Below are 16,294 nucleotides of genomic sequence, written 5' to 3'. Positions count from 1 at the left end.
CAGGTATGTATCTGAAAACTATCTTTTAGTTCTTATTAACAGAAAAAACATTATAATCGATGTCAAACTATTAATAATCAATAACTTATATTTCATTCTTAAATCTGACTGTCAATAACTTTTTGTTTGTGAGTAACTTGCCATATACTGTATTCAATATTTTTGTATAAAAAACTCCAGAACTTCATCTGAAGGGGCTTAATCTATCCCAAAAAATTAGTAGGCCTCTGGAATCTTACTCTTCCCTTTACTGTCTTCTTGAACTAATTACTAAAAAGATATCATCTACTCCTACCCTTGGTGCAAGAAGAAAAATCTCTCAACTCGAACTACTCTTCCATTATTTTATATCAAAAATTCTTTACTTTACAAACAGGGGGGGCACGCCACTTTTCGTTCCAAGGGAGGGGGTTCTCATAGGGGTGGATTGCGACCTGTTTTTACATAATGAATTTCAAAAATTAAGTTTTCCTGTTTTCTCTTTAGGGGGTGTGAAAATTTTCAGCACTTTTCTTGCCAGCATTTAATTAAATCTGTTTAACTATAGTAATTATTATACTGTGCCACTACAACATAAGGCTTCTATTCTCAAACAGCTTTAGAAAATAGCTCTTGCCAGAGAACTACAGGAGGAATTAAAATAAAGTATCCGCACCTCTTTTAGAATGTCAGGGATTGTTTTTATCCAGACGGAAAGGTCTAAACTTTATTATAACCCCTCTATAGGTTATTATTATAAAATTACTTCTATGGGAGACATATAGCTATTTAAATTCGCAATATTTTGGAAAAAATATTATCTTAGATGAAGCATAAGTGTTTATATATCAAATATTTAAAAACATGATAAAATTTATTGGAGAACCGATTGCAGGGGAAGACTTTGAGTATGTCCTTGAAGGTGGGGATGAAGTAAAGCATAAAATTTTAGCTTCAGTAAATAATCGGATAATATATAATCAGGAGGATGAATGTGATGATCCACCTTGTCATGAAATGATACACATTGATCCTAATTATGCTTCGGAAAAAATTTTAATTAATTACAGCAATTCGGAAGGTGAATCTCAAAGTTTAGAATTTGAAGTTAGGGTTAGATATTTAAGAAGGTAATGAACGATATTATTGCAGCATTAATAACAGCCTCTGCAACCTTATTCTCTGCATTTATTATTGGAATAGCAGGAGGTATTATTTCCCATATGTACGCTAAAGAAAGGGACAAACAGGACAAAGAAAGTCAATGGAGGAATCATGCCATCGAATTAACAAAGCTTGACCTTCAGAGAAAAACCTTAAACACCAAGAATGGTAAAATACCTCGAATAAGTATTTTAGATTTTCTAGCTAATTATAGAGATTTAAAGGAATTGGATTATAAATCACCAAAGGAACTTTATAGTATAATTAAGGAGAGCAGAACAAATCCAACACAACAGGAAGATGACCATTAACAATAAAACTTCAACTTCAGAATTAGAAAGGGAAGGAAGAGAACAAATTTACATGAGATTGTGGTTGTTTACTATGGCATTCTGAAGGAAATCCTTTTCAGCTATATATTGCCACAGAAAGTGCTCCTACTAAAGAATAATCCATAAATAAAAAAGGGATATTGCCCCCACAATACCCCCATTTTAAAATAATGACAGTTCCCCAACAAATCATTAAATCAAATGTAGTTAAAAAGCCAACTATGTTTTAGGGTGTTTTTCCCCTTTTTTAGCATATATATTTTTGTTTACATTATAAAATTAAAGTGAATAAAGATGCTTAAAATTAAAATCGGGAGAAGAATTTATATAAAGAATCTGTCCTTCTTAATTTTGTTTTTATTAATTTCTTGTTATTTCTTCGGACAAGAAACACACTTTTCTCCCATGACAGAATATTTAAACACAGGAGAAAAAGAATTAATAAACAGAACCATCAACATTGATGAAAACTTCATCCAAATTAAAACTCAAACTGAAAATGGAGTTGATATCCAAGTCTTAAAAATAGTGGAATCGAAGTTGAACAGAGAGACTAAACCTCCTACCATAATCTATGACTGCACCTCCCCTGATGGAGTTTATCCGACCACCTATTTATTCCTCAAAAAGAAGTTATAACTGAGATTATAGCCATTCAACCCTCTTTGGTCGATGGTACAGATGAGAATTTTAGATTTCATATAGAAGCTAAAGAAAACCTACTCCTTCAGTAACATGGGCAGGTGCTTTCCTCCTTTACAAAGTCATGATTGGGAAATATGCGCCTCTACCTCACGACTGAAATTGTAACAGTTCAAAAATTTCCCTTTGCGAAATTTAGGATATAGAACAATATTCGGACTCAAATGGTTTACTAGGACCAACCCAATACCTTTTCTTTGGCAAATTTTGAAGAGATTTTCGTAACTACATCCTCTTATTATATATGGTTTCCTGTTCCTTAAAAGATTTACACTATCGCTTGAAATTGCTATCCACTTCTCATTTGCAGGATATCTGCTAATTTGTGAAACAACATCAGCAGTTTTATATCTATCTGGTTCATATTTATCTAATGGTAAGCCCATTATAAAAAAACTTGCTATAGAGATACCTAGGAAGAGTAAAAGCAACCAATACCATTCAAACCTCCAATTAAAAAAAGTAACACTAATACCTATTACTACAGCTGTCAGTAAAACGTGGAGAATTAGTTTATCATAATTTACAAACGGTTTTAAATTCATTAAAGTTTTATATGATTTAGCTTCTATTGATACAGAATGAAACGTTTGCTTCTGAGAATGAAAGCAAAGGAAACCATCAGCTATACCATTATACTTCGGAATTGTGTAGGCCTGCGACTTTGCATAAATAGTTTCAGTTTTGTGTTTTGAAGAGTAAAATTGTTTTAGATGCTCTATGGCAGATGCTTCTACACAAGGCTCAGTAAGTTTTGCCATGGTCAAATTTGGGTTTGTTACGATAAACCGTCTGTTTACCGCACTTCTCTTTTCATTTCATGAATTTACTTATTTTTTCCTTAACAAATTTTTATATCTTTATTTCCTACAAAATCTACTCCCTACGTTGATTTCTGTTGAATTATAAAAATAAGGAATGGCTGAAACTGTCAACCAGAATCCTGAACAGATAGCAAGAGATAAAATCGATAAGATGCTTTCTGATGCAGGATGGGAAATTCAATCAAAGGACAAAATAAATCTCTCTGCTTCCAAAGGTGTAGCTGTAAGAGAATACCAGACTGATGCAGGATTTGCTGATTATGTACTTTTCGTAGATAGGATTCCTGTTGGAGTAATCGAAGCTAAAAAGGAAGATGAAGGTCATCGCCTGACAGTTGTTGAAGAGCAATCTAAAGACTATGCTCAGGCACAGCTAAAGTACCTGAAGAACGACCCTCTGCCTTTTGTTTACGAAAGCACAGGAACTATAACTCGTTTCAGAGACTTCAGAGACCCAAAGCCAAGAGGAAGGAACGTTTTCAGCTTTCATAAACCTGAAACCATAGCAGAATGGATAAGGAAAGGTAACAGCCTGAGAGATAGGTTGACAAAACTACCTTCTTTAAATCCTGAAGGTTTACGTCCTGCACAAATTGTTGCGATTAATAATCTTGAACAATCCTTCAAAAACAATAGACCTAAAGCTTTAATACAAATGGCTACAGGGGCAGGAAAGACCTTTACTGCTGCTACCTTTGTTTATCGCCTATTAAAATATGCTGATGCCAAAAGGATACTCTTCCTAGTCGACACACGTAACCTTGGAGAGCAGGCTGAGCAGGAATTCATGACCTATCAGCCCGATGACGATAATAGAAAATTCACAGAATTGTACAATGTCCAGAGACTTACTTCAGGCTACATAGCATCAGACAGTCAGGTTTGCATCTCTACCATCCAAAGATTATACTCCATTCTTAAAGGTGAGGAATTGGAAGAAAGTGCTGAGGAATCTAATCCCAACGAAAGTACTTGGATGGAACAACAGATGAATAAAAAGCAACCTGTTCCTGTCGAATACACCCCCAGAGTTCCCATAGAACAATTCGACTTTATTGTCATTGATGAAGCGCATCGTTCCATCTACAACTTATGGAAACAGGTGCTGGATTACTTCGATGCTTTTTTAATAGGTCTTACTGCAACTCCAGATAAAAGAACCTTTGGATTCTTTAATGAGAATGTAGTAAGCCAGTACACGTATGAAGAATCTGTAACTGATGGTGTAAACGTACCATATGAGGTTTACAATATTGAAACAGAGATTTCTTCAAAAGGAGGTGTAATTGAATCAGGATGGTTTGTCGACAGGAGGGACAAACTCACCAGAGCAAAAAGATGGCAACAGGAGGACGAGGATACAGAATACAAGAGAAACGATTTAGACAAAAAGGTAGTAAACCCAAGTCAAATCAGGAACATCATAAAAGAATATAAGAAGGTACTGCGCACCACCATCTTTCCAGATAGGTTTGATGAACAGGGAAATTATGAAGTACCTAAAACTCTTGTCTTTGCCAAGACTGACAGCCATGCTGATGATATCATCAAAATCATAAGAGAGGAGTTTAATGAAGGAGATGACTTCTGTAAGAAGGTTACTTATAAAATTGATGAAGACCCAAAATCAGTTTTGAATAGATTCAGGAATTCATATCATCCACGCATTGCGGTTACAGTAGATATGATTGCGACAGGTACGGATGTAAAACCTCTGGAGGTTCTTTTGTTCATGAGAGATGTGAAAAGCATCAATTACTTTGAGCAAATGAAAGGTAGGGGAACAAGAACCATAGATTCTGAAAAACTAAGAGAAGTTTCAGCAACAGCCAGAAGCAAAACCCATTTCGTTATTGTAGATGCCATTGGAGCGACCAAATCTAAAAAAACAGACAGCAGACCTTTAGAGAGAAAACCTTCTGCACCAATGAAGGATTTATTAGGTGCAGTCACAGTAGGTGTAGCAGATGAAGATTTGTTCCTGTCTTTAGCAAACAGATTAATTCGTCTGGAGAAGCAGATTACTGAAAAAGAACAGGAGAAGATTTTGGAGTTTTCAGGAGGAAAAAATCTGAAACAAATAACCAAAGAACTTATTACAGCTTTTGACCCAGATGCCATTGAGAATGGAGCACAGGAGCTAATTAAAAATATTCCTGAAGCAGAACGTACTCCTGCACAATATGAAGAAGCTAAAAAAGAAGCTCAGGAAAAATTAGCTCTTGAAGCAGCCAAAACTTTTAATGGTCAATTGAATGATTATCTCGAAAATGTTCGAAAAGAGCACGAGCAGATAATCGACCATATCAATATTGATACAGTCACTAAATCTGAATGGGAGAAAACTTCTGTTGACCAGGCAAAGAAAACTATTCAAAAATTTACGCAATATCTTGAAGCTAATAAAGATGAAATTAAAGCTCTCAGTATCTTTTATAATCAGCCTTATCAAAGAAGGGACATTACCTTCAAAATGATTCAGGATGTTATGGAAAAACTGAGAATGGATAAACCTACTTTAGCACCAGATAATGTGTGGAATGCTTATGCTGCTCTGGAGGAAGTAAAAGGTAAAGCACCTCAGGATGAACTTACAGCTTTGGTCTCACTTATTAGAAGAGCCTGTGGAATTGATAAAGAACTAAAACCCTTTGACAAGACCATAGATGAGAACTTCAAAAATTGGATTTTTAAACAAAATGCAGGAAAGCACAATCGCTTTACCTCAGAACAAATGGATTGGTTAAGAATGATAAAAGAACACGTAGTAAGCAGCTACCATATAGAATTGGATGATTTGGATTACACGCCTTTTGATTCTCAAGGTGGAAGAGGTAAAATGTATCAGCTCTTTGGGAATGAGATGAATGAAATTATTGATGAACTTAATGAAGTATTGGCTGCATAATGAGAGAAGACTGGAAGAAATGCAAATTTGAAGATTTATTAGACTATGAACAACCTTCAAAATACATAGTTAGCAGTACAGAGTATAGTGACCATTATGAAACTCCTGTTTTGACAGCAGGCAAGACTTTTATTAAAGGGCACACGAATGAAAAACATGGGATTTTTACAAATTTACCCACTATAATATTCGACGATTTTACTACTGCCTCCCAATATGTAAATTTTCCTTTTAAAGTTAAATCTTCAGCTATGAAGTTTCTAATACCTAAAAGCAGATTGTTGAACCTGCCATTTACTTTTTATGCCTTACAAGTGCATAAAACAAGGAGTGACACCCATAAGCGATATTGGATTTCGACTTCTTCCAAACAAGAATTTCTTTTACCTCCCCTTCCTGTTCAAAGAGCCATTGTAGCAAAGACTGAGGAGCTTTTCAGCAGTTTAGATAGTGGTATTGCAGATCTAAAGAAGGCACAGGAGCAGTTGAAGGTTTATAGACAGGCTGTTCTAAAAAAGGCTTTTGAGGGTGAATTCACCAAAGAATGGAGGATAAAGCAACAGGATTTGCCTAAGACTGAGGACTTATTAGAAACTGTTTTCATCGAAAGGGAATCTTACTACGAGGAAAATCTTAGGAATTGGAAAGCTGCTCTACAGGACTATGAAAAAAAACCCTCTGGTAGAAAAAAACCCAGGAAGCCTAGAAAGCTTGCAGAAGTTCCTGGTTTATCTTTAAAGGAATTAGAAGCCTTGCCTACTTTACCAAGAAATTGGGGTTGGACGAAATTAGGAAACATCTCTTCAGTTTTTGTCGGTTCTACACCAAGTAGAAGTAAAAAAGAATATTGGGAAAATGGAAATATACCTTGGGTAAGTAGTGGGGAAGTTAGCTTTAATAAAATATTTGACACCACAGAAAAAATTACCCAGAAAGGATTAGATAATGCCTCCACAATAGTACATCCTCCTTCGACAGTATTGTTAGCCATGATTGGAGAAGGCAAAACACGTGGTCAAGCAGCAATTTTACAAATTCCTGCCTGTCATAATCAAAATACTGCCGCCATTCAGATTAACCAGAAGATTTTATTACCTGAGTTTCTGTTCTATTATCTATTTATGCAGTATGAAAAGAATCGCAGAGTAGGTTCAGGAAACAATCAGAAGGCATTAAATCAAGGTAGAATTATGAATTTTGATTTTCCTTTGACTTCTGTTAAAGAACAAGCTTTAATTGTTAAAGAAATTGAATCACGAATTTCTGTCTGTGACCAAACAGAAAGAAGCATCGAAGAAAATCTTCAAAAAGTAACAGCGCTTCAACAAAGTATCCTTAAAAAAGCCTTTGATGGGAAATTACTTTCAGAGGAAGAAATTGAAAAGTGTAAAAAAGAAAAAGATTATGAATCTGCTGATGTCCTATTGAAACGTATTAAAGAAGAAAAAATGAAATCTGCATAAGTTATGGAAGAAAGTTTTAAACCCAACAGCCTTACAATTAATAAGCTCCTTACGGATTCTGATGCATTGTATCAAATACCAATTTATCAGAGACCTTACAAATGGTCAGACGATGAGATAGATAAATTATGGGATGATATTTTAGAAAGTTTTTATAACCAAGAACCTAATTATTTTCTTGGTTCTATCATTACTGCTGCTTCAGGAAATGGAACAAAATATCTTGATGTAGTTGATGGTCAACAAAGACTGACAACTCTTATTATATTAATGGCAACTATTAGGGATTTATACCCAAATATTAACCGTAAGCAATGTGAGGAAGACCCATTTGCCGTTGGGATTGAACAAATTAAAAATGCCATTATGGTTAGTGATAAATTTGGAAGATTACGTTTGGCAACTCACTCTAATCATAGTACTGATTTTGACAAATATATCATTAAAGGAAATATTTTAGAACATAGGAAACCTTATAAAAAAGACCTTCGGAAAGATGAAGCTCCCGAATATAAATTTATTAATACATCTGTTGAGTTTAGACATCGGTTGGAGGAACTAGGAGAATCACAGGCGGGTGAATTACTGAATTACATTTTCAATCAAATTAAAATAATTAGGATTGATTGTTCCAATGTTGGGTTTGCCATTAAGCTTTTCCAAGTTCTAAATGCAAGGGGTTTAGATTTGACTAATTCTGATTTAATAAAGAGCTTTTTAATTGGGAAGCTTCATATGAAATATGACTCTGAGGTTGTTCAGAGTAAGGAAAACCAGTTTTTACAAGATTGGATTAAATGTGAAGACATTGCGCTTGATGTAGAAGAAAGTATGAACGAATTATTCGTTATGTATGAATATTTTCTCTTAGCTGCAAACCCAAAAAAATCATTGTATGACGAATTAGAACGTCAATTCGAAAATGAAGACCCGTTAGATGTAATTTCAGATTTTAAGGCTTTTATATTAGAATATCAACAACATGTTTTCAACTCAAAAAATAAGTTAGATTACTCATTCTTTTATTTGCGGTGGTCAATATACTGGAAAACAGTTTTAACTACTGCTTTGCATACAGGATATCCTGATATTGATGAATTAAAGCAAACCGTCAGAAGATTCTTTTACCTTTTCTGGATTGCAGGTTTTACTCTTACTCGAATCAAGCAGACTACATTTAATTTAATAAAATGGCTTAAAGAAGGGAAACTAATTAATGAAATAAAATATGAACTAGAAAAGAACTTAAAAGAAAATAAAGTTCAAGATAGAATCGAAAGTGCACTTACAGGTAATATTTACCACGAACAATGGTGTAAACCTCTTTTAATACTAATAGAGTATAATCAAATTGATAATCCTGAATACATTTCTTTAAAAGATAGAAATATCCATGTGGAACATATACTTCCTCAAAATTTTCACGAGGTATACGGGTGGAAACACGTCATTGAAGATGACAGAGACGGAGTAGAATGGGTAAATTCTCTTGGTAACCTCACCTTAATTAGTGGAAAAAAGAATATTCAAGCTAGTAATGATGCCTTTGAGAATAAAATTGGAATTTACCAAGGTAAAGGAAAGCATGGTACTTCAGACGATAAAATAACCTCCTTCAGGATAACGCAGAATATTTTCGATGCTTTCAACCAGAAGAAGATTGAGAAATGGGATATAGATTCTATTGCAGCTAGAAGGTCGAAGCTATTAGGAGATATAGAAGAAATATTACAAGTGGATTTATTTTTAATTAGATGACAGACTCAACAATAATATCAAAGATTTGGAATTTAGCTAACGTACTACGTGATGATGGAGTTGGCTATGGAGATTATTTGGAGCAAATAACCTACCTCCTATTCCTCAAAATGGCAGACGAGCTTAACAAGCCTCCATACAACAAAGGACTTACCTTTCCTAAACTAAAAGATGTAGAAGGAAACGAAATTCCTGATGGGGAAATCTGTAACTGGGAAAACCTTTCAAGCAAGAGAGGAGCTGAATTAGAGTCCTTTTATTCTCAATTACTACGTTCCCTCTCCACAGAAAAAGGAATGTTAGGTCAAATCTTTACTAAGAGTCAGAACAAGATTCAAGACCCTTCCAAACTGTTGAGAGTAATCAATCTTATTGACCAAGAGCAATGGAGTTTGATGGGTGCAGATATAAAGGGTAAAATCTACGAAGGTCTTCTTGAGAAGAATGCAGAAGATACAAAGTCAGGAGCAGGTCAATATTTCACACCCAGAGCACTTATACAAGCGATTGTAGCTTGTGTTCAGCCAAAGCCAAAGAAAACCATAGCAGACCCTGCATGTGGCACAGGAGGCTTCTTTTTAGCTGCTTACGATTGGATTGTTGAGAACAATCAGTTGGACAGAGAAGAAAAAGAATTCCTAAAGAACAAGACCTTTCATGGGAACGAAATTGTTGCCAGTACACGTAGAATGTGTCTGATGAACATGTACCTCCACAACATTGGAGAAATTGATGGAGAACCTTTTCTTTCGCCTAATGATGCACTTATTTCTGATGATGGAAGGAGGTTCGACTATGTGCTTGCAAATCCACCTTTTGGCAAGAAAAGCAGCATGACCATTACTAATGAAGCAGGAGAGGTTCAGAAAGAGGATATGAGCTATAATCGTCAGGATTTCTGGGAAACTACTTCCAACAAACAGCTTAATTTCCTTCAGCACATCAAAACTCAGCTAAAGGTTAATGGAGAAGCAGCAGTAGTCCTACCAGATAACGTTCTCTTTGAAGGTGGTGCAGGAGAAGAAGTTCGAAAGCAGCTAATGAAAACTACTGATCTTCATACCATTCTACGTTTACCTACAGGACTCTTCTATGCTCATGGAGTAAAAGCGAATGTTCTCTTCTTCGTAAACAAACCTGCAAATAAGGATGCCTGGACGAAAGATATATGGTTCTACGACTACAGAACCAATGTTCACCATACCCTAAAGCAGAAGCCAATGACCTTGGCTCATCTGGAAGAGTTTATTCAGCTCTACAATCCTCAGAATAGGCACAACAGAACTGAGACATGGAGTGAGGATAATCCTGAAGGACGATGGAGAAAGTATAGTTATGAGGAGGTTCTAAAAAGAGACAAAACCTCTCTTGATATTTTCTGGTTAAGAGACAAGAGTCTAACTGATTTAGATAACTTACCTGAACCTGAAATTTTAGTTCAGGAGATTATTGAGAACTTGGAATCAGGACTGAATAGTTTTAAGGAGATAGTGGAAAAACTCAACTAATAGGTAGAATATGTTTAAAGAAGAACTAAAAGAACATTTTTCTAAATTTAATACATCTCCTTTTCTTTTCATCGGCTCAGGCTTTTCAAGAAGGTACATGGGGTTGCCATGTTGGGAGGATTTATTGAAGGAATCCTGTGCCAATTTGGGACTGTCGAAGCCTTTTAATTACTATAAATCCAATGCAAATTCCAATTTACCTAGAGTAGCTAGCTTAATGGGTAAAGATTTTAATTCTGTTTGGTGGGAGTCTGAAAGTTTTGTTGATAGTAGAACCGAATTTGAAGATAAAGCGCAAACTGAGTATTCTCCTCTCAAATATGAGATAAGCAAAAGGATTAGAGGTGAAGGAAACCTTCTAGATGATGAGAAGCTCGAAAAAGAGTTGAAACTCATAAAAAAGGTCAATATCGATGGCGTTATAACTACAAATTGGGATTGTCTCATAGAATCAGTTTTTCCTGATTTCAACAAGTACATTGGTCAGGAAGAATTAATTTTTTCGGAGCTTTTTTCAATAGGTGAACTTTACAAAATTCATGGTTGCATTTCAAACCCTAACACCTTAATATTAACTGAAGAAGATTATAAACTTTACCACGAAAGAAATTCCTATCTGGCTGCCAAGCTATTGACTATTTTTATTGAAAACCCCATTGTTTTTATAGGCTACAGCTTGGATGACTCCAATATTCAAGAAATTTTAAAATCTATCCTTAAATGTTTGACCAAAGAAAAGGTAGAAAAGCTTAAAGATAGACTCGTTTTTTGCCAATGGTCTCCTGAAGTTAAAAACCCAACAATTACTGATTCATCTATTCTGATATCAGAAACCGTTATACCAATTAAATTAGTAAGCCTTGAAAGCTACAACGAACTGTTTACTGTGTTGGCAAATAACAGAAAAAAGATGCCCATAAAGGTATTGAGACAAATGAAAGGTATGGTATATGATTTTGTTAAGACAAGTGATTCGAAGCATAAAGTTTACGTCACAGATAACCTTGAAAACCTAGAAGATGTTCACAATGCTGAGTTTGTTTATGGGGTTGGCTTAAGGGACAAACTTTCAGAAAAAGGAATTAAAGGATTAGAACTTGTAGATATTTTAACCGATGCCGTTATACCGCAGAACTATAATCCTGAAAAGATTGCTAAACTTAGCTTACCCTACTTAGCAACTACAGCCACTTACATACCTTATTTTAAGCATTTGCGAGAAGGAAATTTCCTAAATAATGAGGACGGAATTGATGAGGAGTCAGATATTAAGGAGTTCTCTCCTGGGTTTATTGGAAAAGTAAATGCTCTGTCCTTAGAAGATTTTAAACCTAAAGGAAGTTATCTGAGGAAAGAGTATATTATTAATGAGAAATATGCTTCTTTTGATGAACTAAAAAATGATTGCGAATTATATCATACCTTGATTTATACTCCACTACTGCAAGTAGATAAAATAGATTTGAAGGATTTAATAGAATTTCTACAAGAAAATGTAGAATTATTAAATGACAGTAGGTTAGGTACACACTACAGGAAATTAGTATGTCTTTACGATTTCCTCCATTTTAAACTGCAACTATGATTGAGAATAAGATTCTTGAAGACTATATTAATTCATTCTACGGATATGGTATTTGGAGTGCCAATTATTGGTTCGTAGGAATCGAAGAAAATGGAGGATATACAATTGAGGATACAATAACACGCATAAATAGTTGGAATGGGTACAGAACAGACCTCATAGACTGTAAAGAACACCATTCAAATATTGGTCACCACCAGTTTTTTACGAAGGGCAAGCATCAACCTACTTGGTGGGGACTTATGAAGCTAAGAAAGGCTATAGAAGGAAAAGATATTACAACAGCCTCATTAAGAGACATGCAAAGAAATAATTGGGGACAGAAAAATTCTGAAAACTTAATTCTTGACCTATTTCCCCTTCCTTCCCCTTCTGTCAAGGATTGGAAATATGATAAATGGTCAAAACTAACCTACCTTACTACACGTTCAGATTACTTTAAAGAATTAGCTGAGAGAAGAATAAATTACCTTCAAGAAAAAATTCAATTAAACGAGCCTAAAGTAGTCTTTTTTTATGGTAGCTCAATGATGAAATATTGGAATAAAGTAGTGCCTAATTCTTTTCAAAAAGAAGGAAAAACAACTAAGGTGGGTCGGTACTATTTACGTGTTTTAGAAAGCGACAGAACTGTTTTTGTTCAGATTCCTCACCCCTCAGCCATTTGGGGAAATGAATGGTATGAAAATGCAGGAAAAGTAATTCAAAGAAGTCTTTAAAAGAGGTATGAATGAAATTATTAAAAACATTTCTATTACTCCTTACCTGAACCTGAAATTTTAGCTCAGGAGATTATTGAGAATCTTAAGTCAGGATTAAATAATTTCAGGAAAACAGCGGAGACTTTAAACGATAAGAACCAATTTAAAAAACAATAAGTTGATAACTCCTGTTTTTAAAGATTTCAAATCCCACATTCTTCTGGAATTAGATAAAGCTGAGGAAACGATTTTAGTAGCTGTTTACTGGTTTACTCACAAGGAATTATTTAATAAGTTATGTGAGAAATTAGAAAATGATGTTTCAGTTTCCCTTGTAATATTTAATGACCTTACTAATAACGGTATAAGGAGATTGGATTTTCAACGATTCATTGATTTAAAAGGGAAATTCTATTTTTCCAGTTTCACGAATCCAATGCATCATAAGTATTGTGTGATAGATGTTAAAGTTTTAATTAATGGTTCTTACAATTGGACTTATAATGCAGAAGGGATTAATAAAGAAAATATCATTATAATTAAGAACCATGCAGAGGTAATAAATGCTTTCACAGAAAATTTCCAATCACTTATTTCTGAGCTAAAAGAAGTGGAAAAGGTAAATGATTATATATCCATTGATACAGATTTGGAGGAATATAAATTTCTCAAAAACCAGTTGGCGCAGGATGCTTTGGTTGAAGCAACTGAAACAGGAAATAACGAGGTTTTAAAAGAAATGTTATCCATTTCACCTGATATTGAGGAATATCAGCAAAAGATGGTGGAACTAGGATTGGTAGCTCGAAAAAAAATTAGACAGTCAATAGGAATAGAGGTTGACGATAAAGAGTTTTCGGTATGTTTGGCAAAAGGATTAGAAGTTCCCTGTACTACTAAACGAACTTATATTACCAAAGAGGATAATCAAGAGAATGTTACTTGTAAAATGTTTTACGGAGAAAGTGAATATTCCCCTCAAAATCACCCATTTGAGTTTAAAAAAAATGGTAGCCTAACCAATGTTTTAAAAGTGTCAAGTTTACCACTTAAACTAGCAGGAGAGGTGAGCTGTATGTTGGAATCCTCTATGGATATTTATGGTAATTTTTCTATGAAATTATATAATCATTCAGGTCACTTAGCAGATTCCATTTCACTTATGAGAAAAAACTTTTTGGATAATGTATAATTTATGGAGGAAGAGAAGGTAAAAAAACTAAGAAAATATGAGGGCTAATTTCTTAAAATCCTTTGTTGTAGTAGTTGGACTATTTATATCTCAAGCTTCGGCTCAGTCTATATGGAGTAGCTCTACTCAGGCTTATTCAATTGAAGTCCCTAAAGGTTTTAAAAAAACTACAGCCATTGGTCAGAATGTTGATTTCAAAGCTGAAAATGGCAGCAGCTCCATAATTGTTGTAGTCAAAGCTCTTCCTGCCGAATATGCTCAATACTCAATATGGGAAATTATGGGCGACCTAAACACCTATGGGGATGAGTGGGAATATGGAGCAAGGGAATATATGAACAACCCTCAGTTCTTAAAATATGGCAAGACTAAAGTTGATGGTCATGATGCTTTTTGGTATAACTACACTACAGATTCTCCAAAAATGTATTCAAAGGTATATCAAACTCAAAAAGGAAGATATACATTCACTTTTACGTTGACAAGTCATTTAAACCAATACAATTCCTTTTCCCCAATTTGGTTTAGGTTTAAGGAAAATATTCAGTTATAAAAAGTTGTTTCTATTATAATAAAACATCAAAATGGAAGAAGTAGGAATTTATATTGTTGCCTTAGTTGTAACCCTTTTAATATCCTGGGCAATTGCTGAATTCTTTGGTAGAGCAAAGCATATTGGTTTTGGTTGGACTTTTGCTCTATCGGCAACCACGATTTTCATTGGTGGAATAATTGCTGTAATGGTAAGTCCATCTGCAAAGGAAAAACCTACTGATGGCGGAAAAAGCTATAAAATATGGGCTTGGATTTGTTTCGTTTTTGGAGCATTGAATCTTTTGGCACTAAATCCAATGGTGCTTACCTTTTTTGTTTTGGGAGCTTATCTACTGTCTCTTTCAAAAGGAGAAGTACGAAATGATAATCCGAAACTTTACTTTAAAGGAAACAGTAATTTATTGAAAATCAATACTTATGAAAAAGTGATTAATAAGGGGAATGAACCTGCCTCAAATCACGAGTCTAATCATCTTACGATTTCAGAACAGAAGGAAAGACTTCAAAGTCTTTACGACAAAGGTGTTTTAAGCTCTTCGGAATTTCAAGATAAACTGAAAAAACTACAAGAGCAAGAGGTAAACGAGGAAGTGAATAAATCGGTTGAGTATAGGCAACTCCAAGAGCTATTAGCATCGGGAGTTTTGACAAGAGAAGAATTTGATAAAAAGATATGTCTAATTAAGGAAAGGAATACTAAATATCGAGAACAACAAAAAGAATATCGGAACTCACCTGATTATCAAAAGAAAGAACAGGACAAAAAAGAAATGAATGCTTTTATGATAATGACTGCTATAGCAGCTATAGTTGGATTTGTGTGATATCTAATATACGCAGCTAATGGCTGGATTTAAAGAAAAGTAGAAACTATTTCTTACTCAAATATATCTCTAAGTGGCAAGAGACCAACTTTAATAATGAGAATATTTATATCCCCATCATTCCTCTCAAAATCATAGACTTTCCAAGTCCCACTCTTTGGCACTGCAAATGGAAGCTTTTACAATCATCAGGCAAGCTAATGACGAAGTTAGTCATAAGTTAATCCATCAGGGAGCTACCTAATTTTATGTGATTCAGGAGGCTATAATAGCCTCTGCTAACCGCTTTCTTTATTTCCAGATGCCATCAATCCTTCAGAGAATGAAGGTGGCTTATACAGGCTCTTTTGATACTTTTTCTAATCTAATTTTATAATCCAAAATAACTTCAGCAATTTCAAATTCATTTAGACGCTCTGCCAAAGAAAGTTGATTGTCTAGCTCCCTTTTCATACCTGAAATATTGTAGAGACCATAGATATCCCTATGCCTAATCATTAATTCCAAAATATCTTCCAAAATCCTGCATTGAAAACCAATGTTTTCCCATTTTTCTTTTTTGGCTATTAAATTCTCATGTCTGTCATAGTTTGAATAGACGTGCTCAATTAGGGCATTGCGCTGTGACCACCCTGCTGCTCTTTCCTTTTTCTGTAGAACCTCCAACTCCCCCTCTAGAGTCCGAATGAATTTCGCTACCTTTTTTTGTTCAATAATTTCTTTTTCCATGTTCTCTCTCATATTTAATTACCACTTCTTTTAGCTTTTCCTGGGAAAAAAAATTTTGACCGAAAGAAAA

14 protein-coding genes are annotated in these 16,294 nt (G+C 34.6%); 12 read left to right on the top strand and 2 right to left on the bottom strand.

Annotated features, from left to right (window positions below):
- Window positions 1–843 precede the first annotated feature (843 nt).
- The 3 genes from RM541_RS04365 to RM541_RS04355 all read left to right on the top strand — a co-directional run bounded on the left by RM541_RS04365 (window position 844) and on the right by RM541_RS04355 (window position 2,114).
- Window positions 844–1,113 (top strand): hypothetical protein, encoded by a 270-nt coding sequence (locus tag RM541_RS04365; RefSeq protein WP_311499002.1) that lies wholly within the window; start codon window positions 844–846, stop codon window positions 1,111–1,113.
- Entirely contained in the window at window positions 1,113–1,454 is a 342-nt protein-coding gene (locus RM541_RS04360) for a hypothetical protein (protein ID WP_311499001.1), read from the top strand. Before RM541_RS04365 ends, RM541_RS04360 begins: the two co-directional genes overlap by 1 nt.
- A gap of 426 nt (window positions 1,455–1,880) precedes the next feature.
- Entirely contained in the window at window positions 1,881–2,114 is a 234-nt protein-coding gene (locus RM541_RS04355; protein ID WP_311499000.1) for a hypothetical protein, read from the top strand.
- A 125-nt stretch (window positions 2,115–2,239) separates the two neighbouring features.
- On the opposite strand, the gene RM541_RS04350 is transcribed toward RM541_RS04355, so the two are convergent.
- Window positions 2,240–2,938 carry a hypothetical protein gene (locus RM541_RS04350; RefSeq protein WP_311498999.1) on the bottom strand — a complete coding sequence of 233 codons (699 nt, stop codon included), beginning with the start codon at window positions 2,936–2,938 and terminating at the stop codon, window positions 2,240–2,242.
- A gap of 157 nt (window positions 2,939–3,095) precedes the next feature.
- Here RM541_RS04350 and RM541_RS04345 point away from each other — a divergent pair, with 157 nt between their 5' ends.
- From RM541_RS04345 to RM541_RS04305, 9 genes are all read left to right on the top strand, one after another.
- On the top strand, window positions 3,096–5,909 hold the full coding sequence (locus tag RM541_RS04345) for a type I restriction endonuclease subunit R (RefSeq protein ID WP_311498998.1): 2,814 nt from the start codon (window positions 3,096–3,098) through the stop codon (window positions 5,907–5,909).
- Window positions 5,910–6,160: 251 nt separating this feature from the next.
- Window positions 6,161–7,372 carry a restriction endonuclease subunit S gene (locus RM541_RS04340; RefSeq protein WP_349254611.1) on the top strand — a complete coding sequence of 404 codons (1,212 nt, stop codon included), beginning with the start codon at window positions 6,161–6,163 and terminating at the stop codon, window positions 7,370–7,372.
- Window positions 7,373–7,375: 3 nt separating this feature from the next.
- Window positions 7,376–9,130 (top strand): DUF262 domain-containing protein, encoded by a 1,755-nt coding sequence (locus RM541_RS04335; protein WP_311498996.1) that lies wholly within the window; start codon window positions 7,376–7,378, stop codon window positions 9,128–9,130.
- Entirely contained in the window at window positions 9,127–10,638 is a 1,512-nt protein-coding gene (locus RM541_RS04330; protein WP_311498995.1) for a class I SAM-dependent DNA methyltransferase, read from the top strand. The genes RM541_RS04335 and RM541_RS04330 overlap by 4 nt, the downstream gene beginning before the upstream one ends.
- Before the next feature lie 10 nt (window positions 10,639–10,648).
- Window positions 10,649–12,223, top strand: a complete 1,575-nt coding sequence (locus tag RM541_RS04325) for an SIR2 family protein (protein WP_311498994.1) — start codon at window positions 10,649–10,651, stop codon at window positions 12,221–12,223.
- Window positions 12,220–12,942 carry a hypothetical protein gene (locus tag RM541_RS04320; RefSeq protein ID WP_311498993.1) on the top strand — a complete coding sequence of 241 codons (723 nt, stop codon included), beginning with the start codon at window positions 12,220–12,222 and terminating at the stop codon, window positions 12,940–12,942. The genes RM541_RS04325 and RM541_RS04320 overlap by 4 nt, the downstream gene beginning before the upstream one ends.
- Window positions 12,943–13,102: 160 nt before the next feature.
- On the top strand, window positions 13,103–14,116 hold the full coding sequence (locus RM541_RS04315; RefSeq protein ID WP_311498992.1) for a phospholipase D-like domain-containing protein: 1,014 nt from the start codon (window positions 13,103–13,105) through the stop codon (window positions 14,114–14,116).
- Between the two features lie 37 nt (window positions 14,117–14,153).
- Window positions 14,154–14,669, top strand: coding sequence for a hypothetical protein (locus tag RM541_RS04310; RefSeq protein WP_311498991.1), 516 nt, complete (start codon window positions 14,154–14,156; stop codon window positions 14,667–14,669).
- 31 nt (window positions 14,670–14,700) lie between these two features.
- A complete protein-coding gene (locus RM541_RS04305) occupies window positions 14,701–15,495 on the top strand; it encodes an SHOCT domain-containing protein (RefSeq protein WP_311498990.1) in 795 nt (264 codons plus the stop codon).
- Between the two features lie 333 nt (window positions 15,496–15,828).
- On the opposite strand, the gene RM541_RS04300 is transcribed toward RM541_RS04305, so the two are convergent.
- Window positions 15,829–16,224 carry a hypothetical protein gene (locus RM541_RS04300; protein WP_311498989.1) on the bottom strand — a complete coding sequence of 132 codons (396 nt, stop codon included), beginning with the start codon at window positions 16,222–16,224 and terminating at the stop codon, window positions 15,829–15,831.
- Window positions 16,225–16,294: the final 70 nt, after the last annotated feature.

It is taken from the genome of Autumnicola psychrophila (assembly GCF_031846645.1).
GTDB lineage: Bacteria > Bacteroidota > Bacteroidia > Flavobacteriales > Flavobacteriaceae > Autumnicola > Autumnicola psychrophila.
Note: the sequence above shows the minus strand (reverse complement) of the source record. Positions and strands in the feature narration are given on the sequence as shown.

Excerpts from the sequence above, each read along its gene's own strand:
- RM541_RS04365 (WP_311499002.1), top strand. The coding sequence starts at position 844 with ATGATAAAATTTATTGGAGAACCGATTGCAGGGGAAGACTTTGAGTAT.
- RM541_RS04360 (WP_311499001.1), top strand. The coding sequence starts at position 1,113 with ATGAACGATATTATTGCAGCATTAATAACAGCCTCTGCAACCTTATTC.
- RM541_RS04355 (WP_311499000.1), top strand. The coding sequence starts at position 1,881 with ATGACAGAATATTTAAACACAGGAGAAAAAGAATTAATAAACAGAACC.
- RM541_RS04350 (WP_311498999.1), bottom strand. The coding sequence starts at position 2,938 with ATGGCAAAACTTACTGAGCCTTGTGTAGAAGCATCTGCCATAGAGCAT.
- RM541_RS04345 (WP_311498998.1), top strand. The coding sequence starts at position 3,096 with ATGGCTGAAACTGTCAACCAGAATCCTGAACAGATAGCAAGAGATAAA.
- RM541_RS04340 (WP_349254611.1), top strand. The coding sequence starts at position 6,161 with ATGAAGTTTCTAATACCTAAAAGCAGATTGTTGAACCTGCCATTTACT.
- RM541_RS04335 (WP_311498996.1), top strand. The coding sequence starts at position 7,376 with ATGGAAGAAAGTTTTAAACCCAACAGCCTTACAATTAATAAGCTCCTT.
- RM541_RS04330 (WP_311498995.1), top strand. The coding sequence starts at position 9,127 with ATGACAGACTCAACAATAATATCAAAGATTTGGAATTTAGCTAACGTA.
- RM541_RS04325 (WP_311498994.1), top strand. The coding sequence starts at position 10,649 with ATGTTTAAAGAAGAACTAAAAGAACATTTTTCTAAATTTAATACATCT.
- RM541_RS04320 (WP_311498993.1), top strand. The coding sequence starts at position 12,220 with ATGATTGAGAATAAGATTCTTGAAGACTATATTAATTCATTCTACGGA.
- RM541_RS04310 (WP_311498991.1), top strand. The coding sequence starts at position 14,154 with ATGAGGGCTAATTTCTTAAAATCCTTTGTTGTAGTAGTTGGACTATTT.
- RM541_RS04305 (WP_311498990.1), top strand. The coding sequence starts at position 14,701 with ATGGAAGAAGTAGGAATTTATATTGTTGCCTTAGTTGTAACCCTTTTA.
- RM541_RS04300 (WP_311498989.1), bottom strand. The coding sequence starts at position 16,224 with ATGGAAAAAGAAATTATTGAACAAAAAAAGGTAGCGAAATTCATTCGG.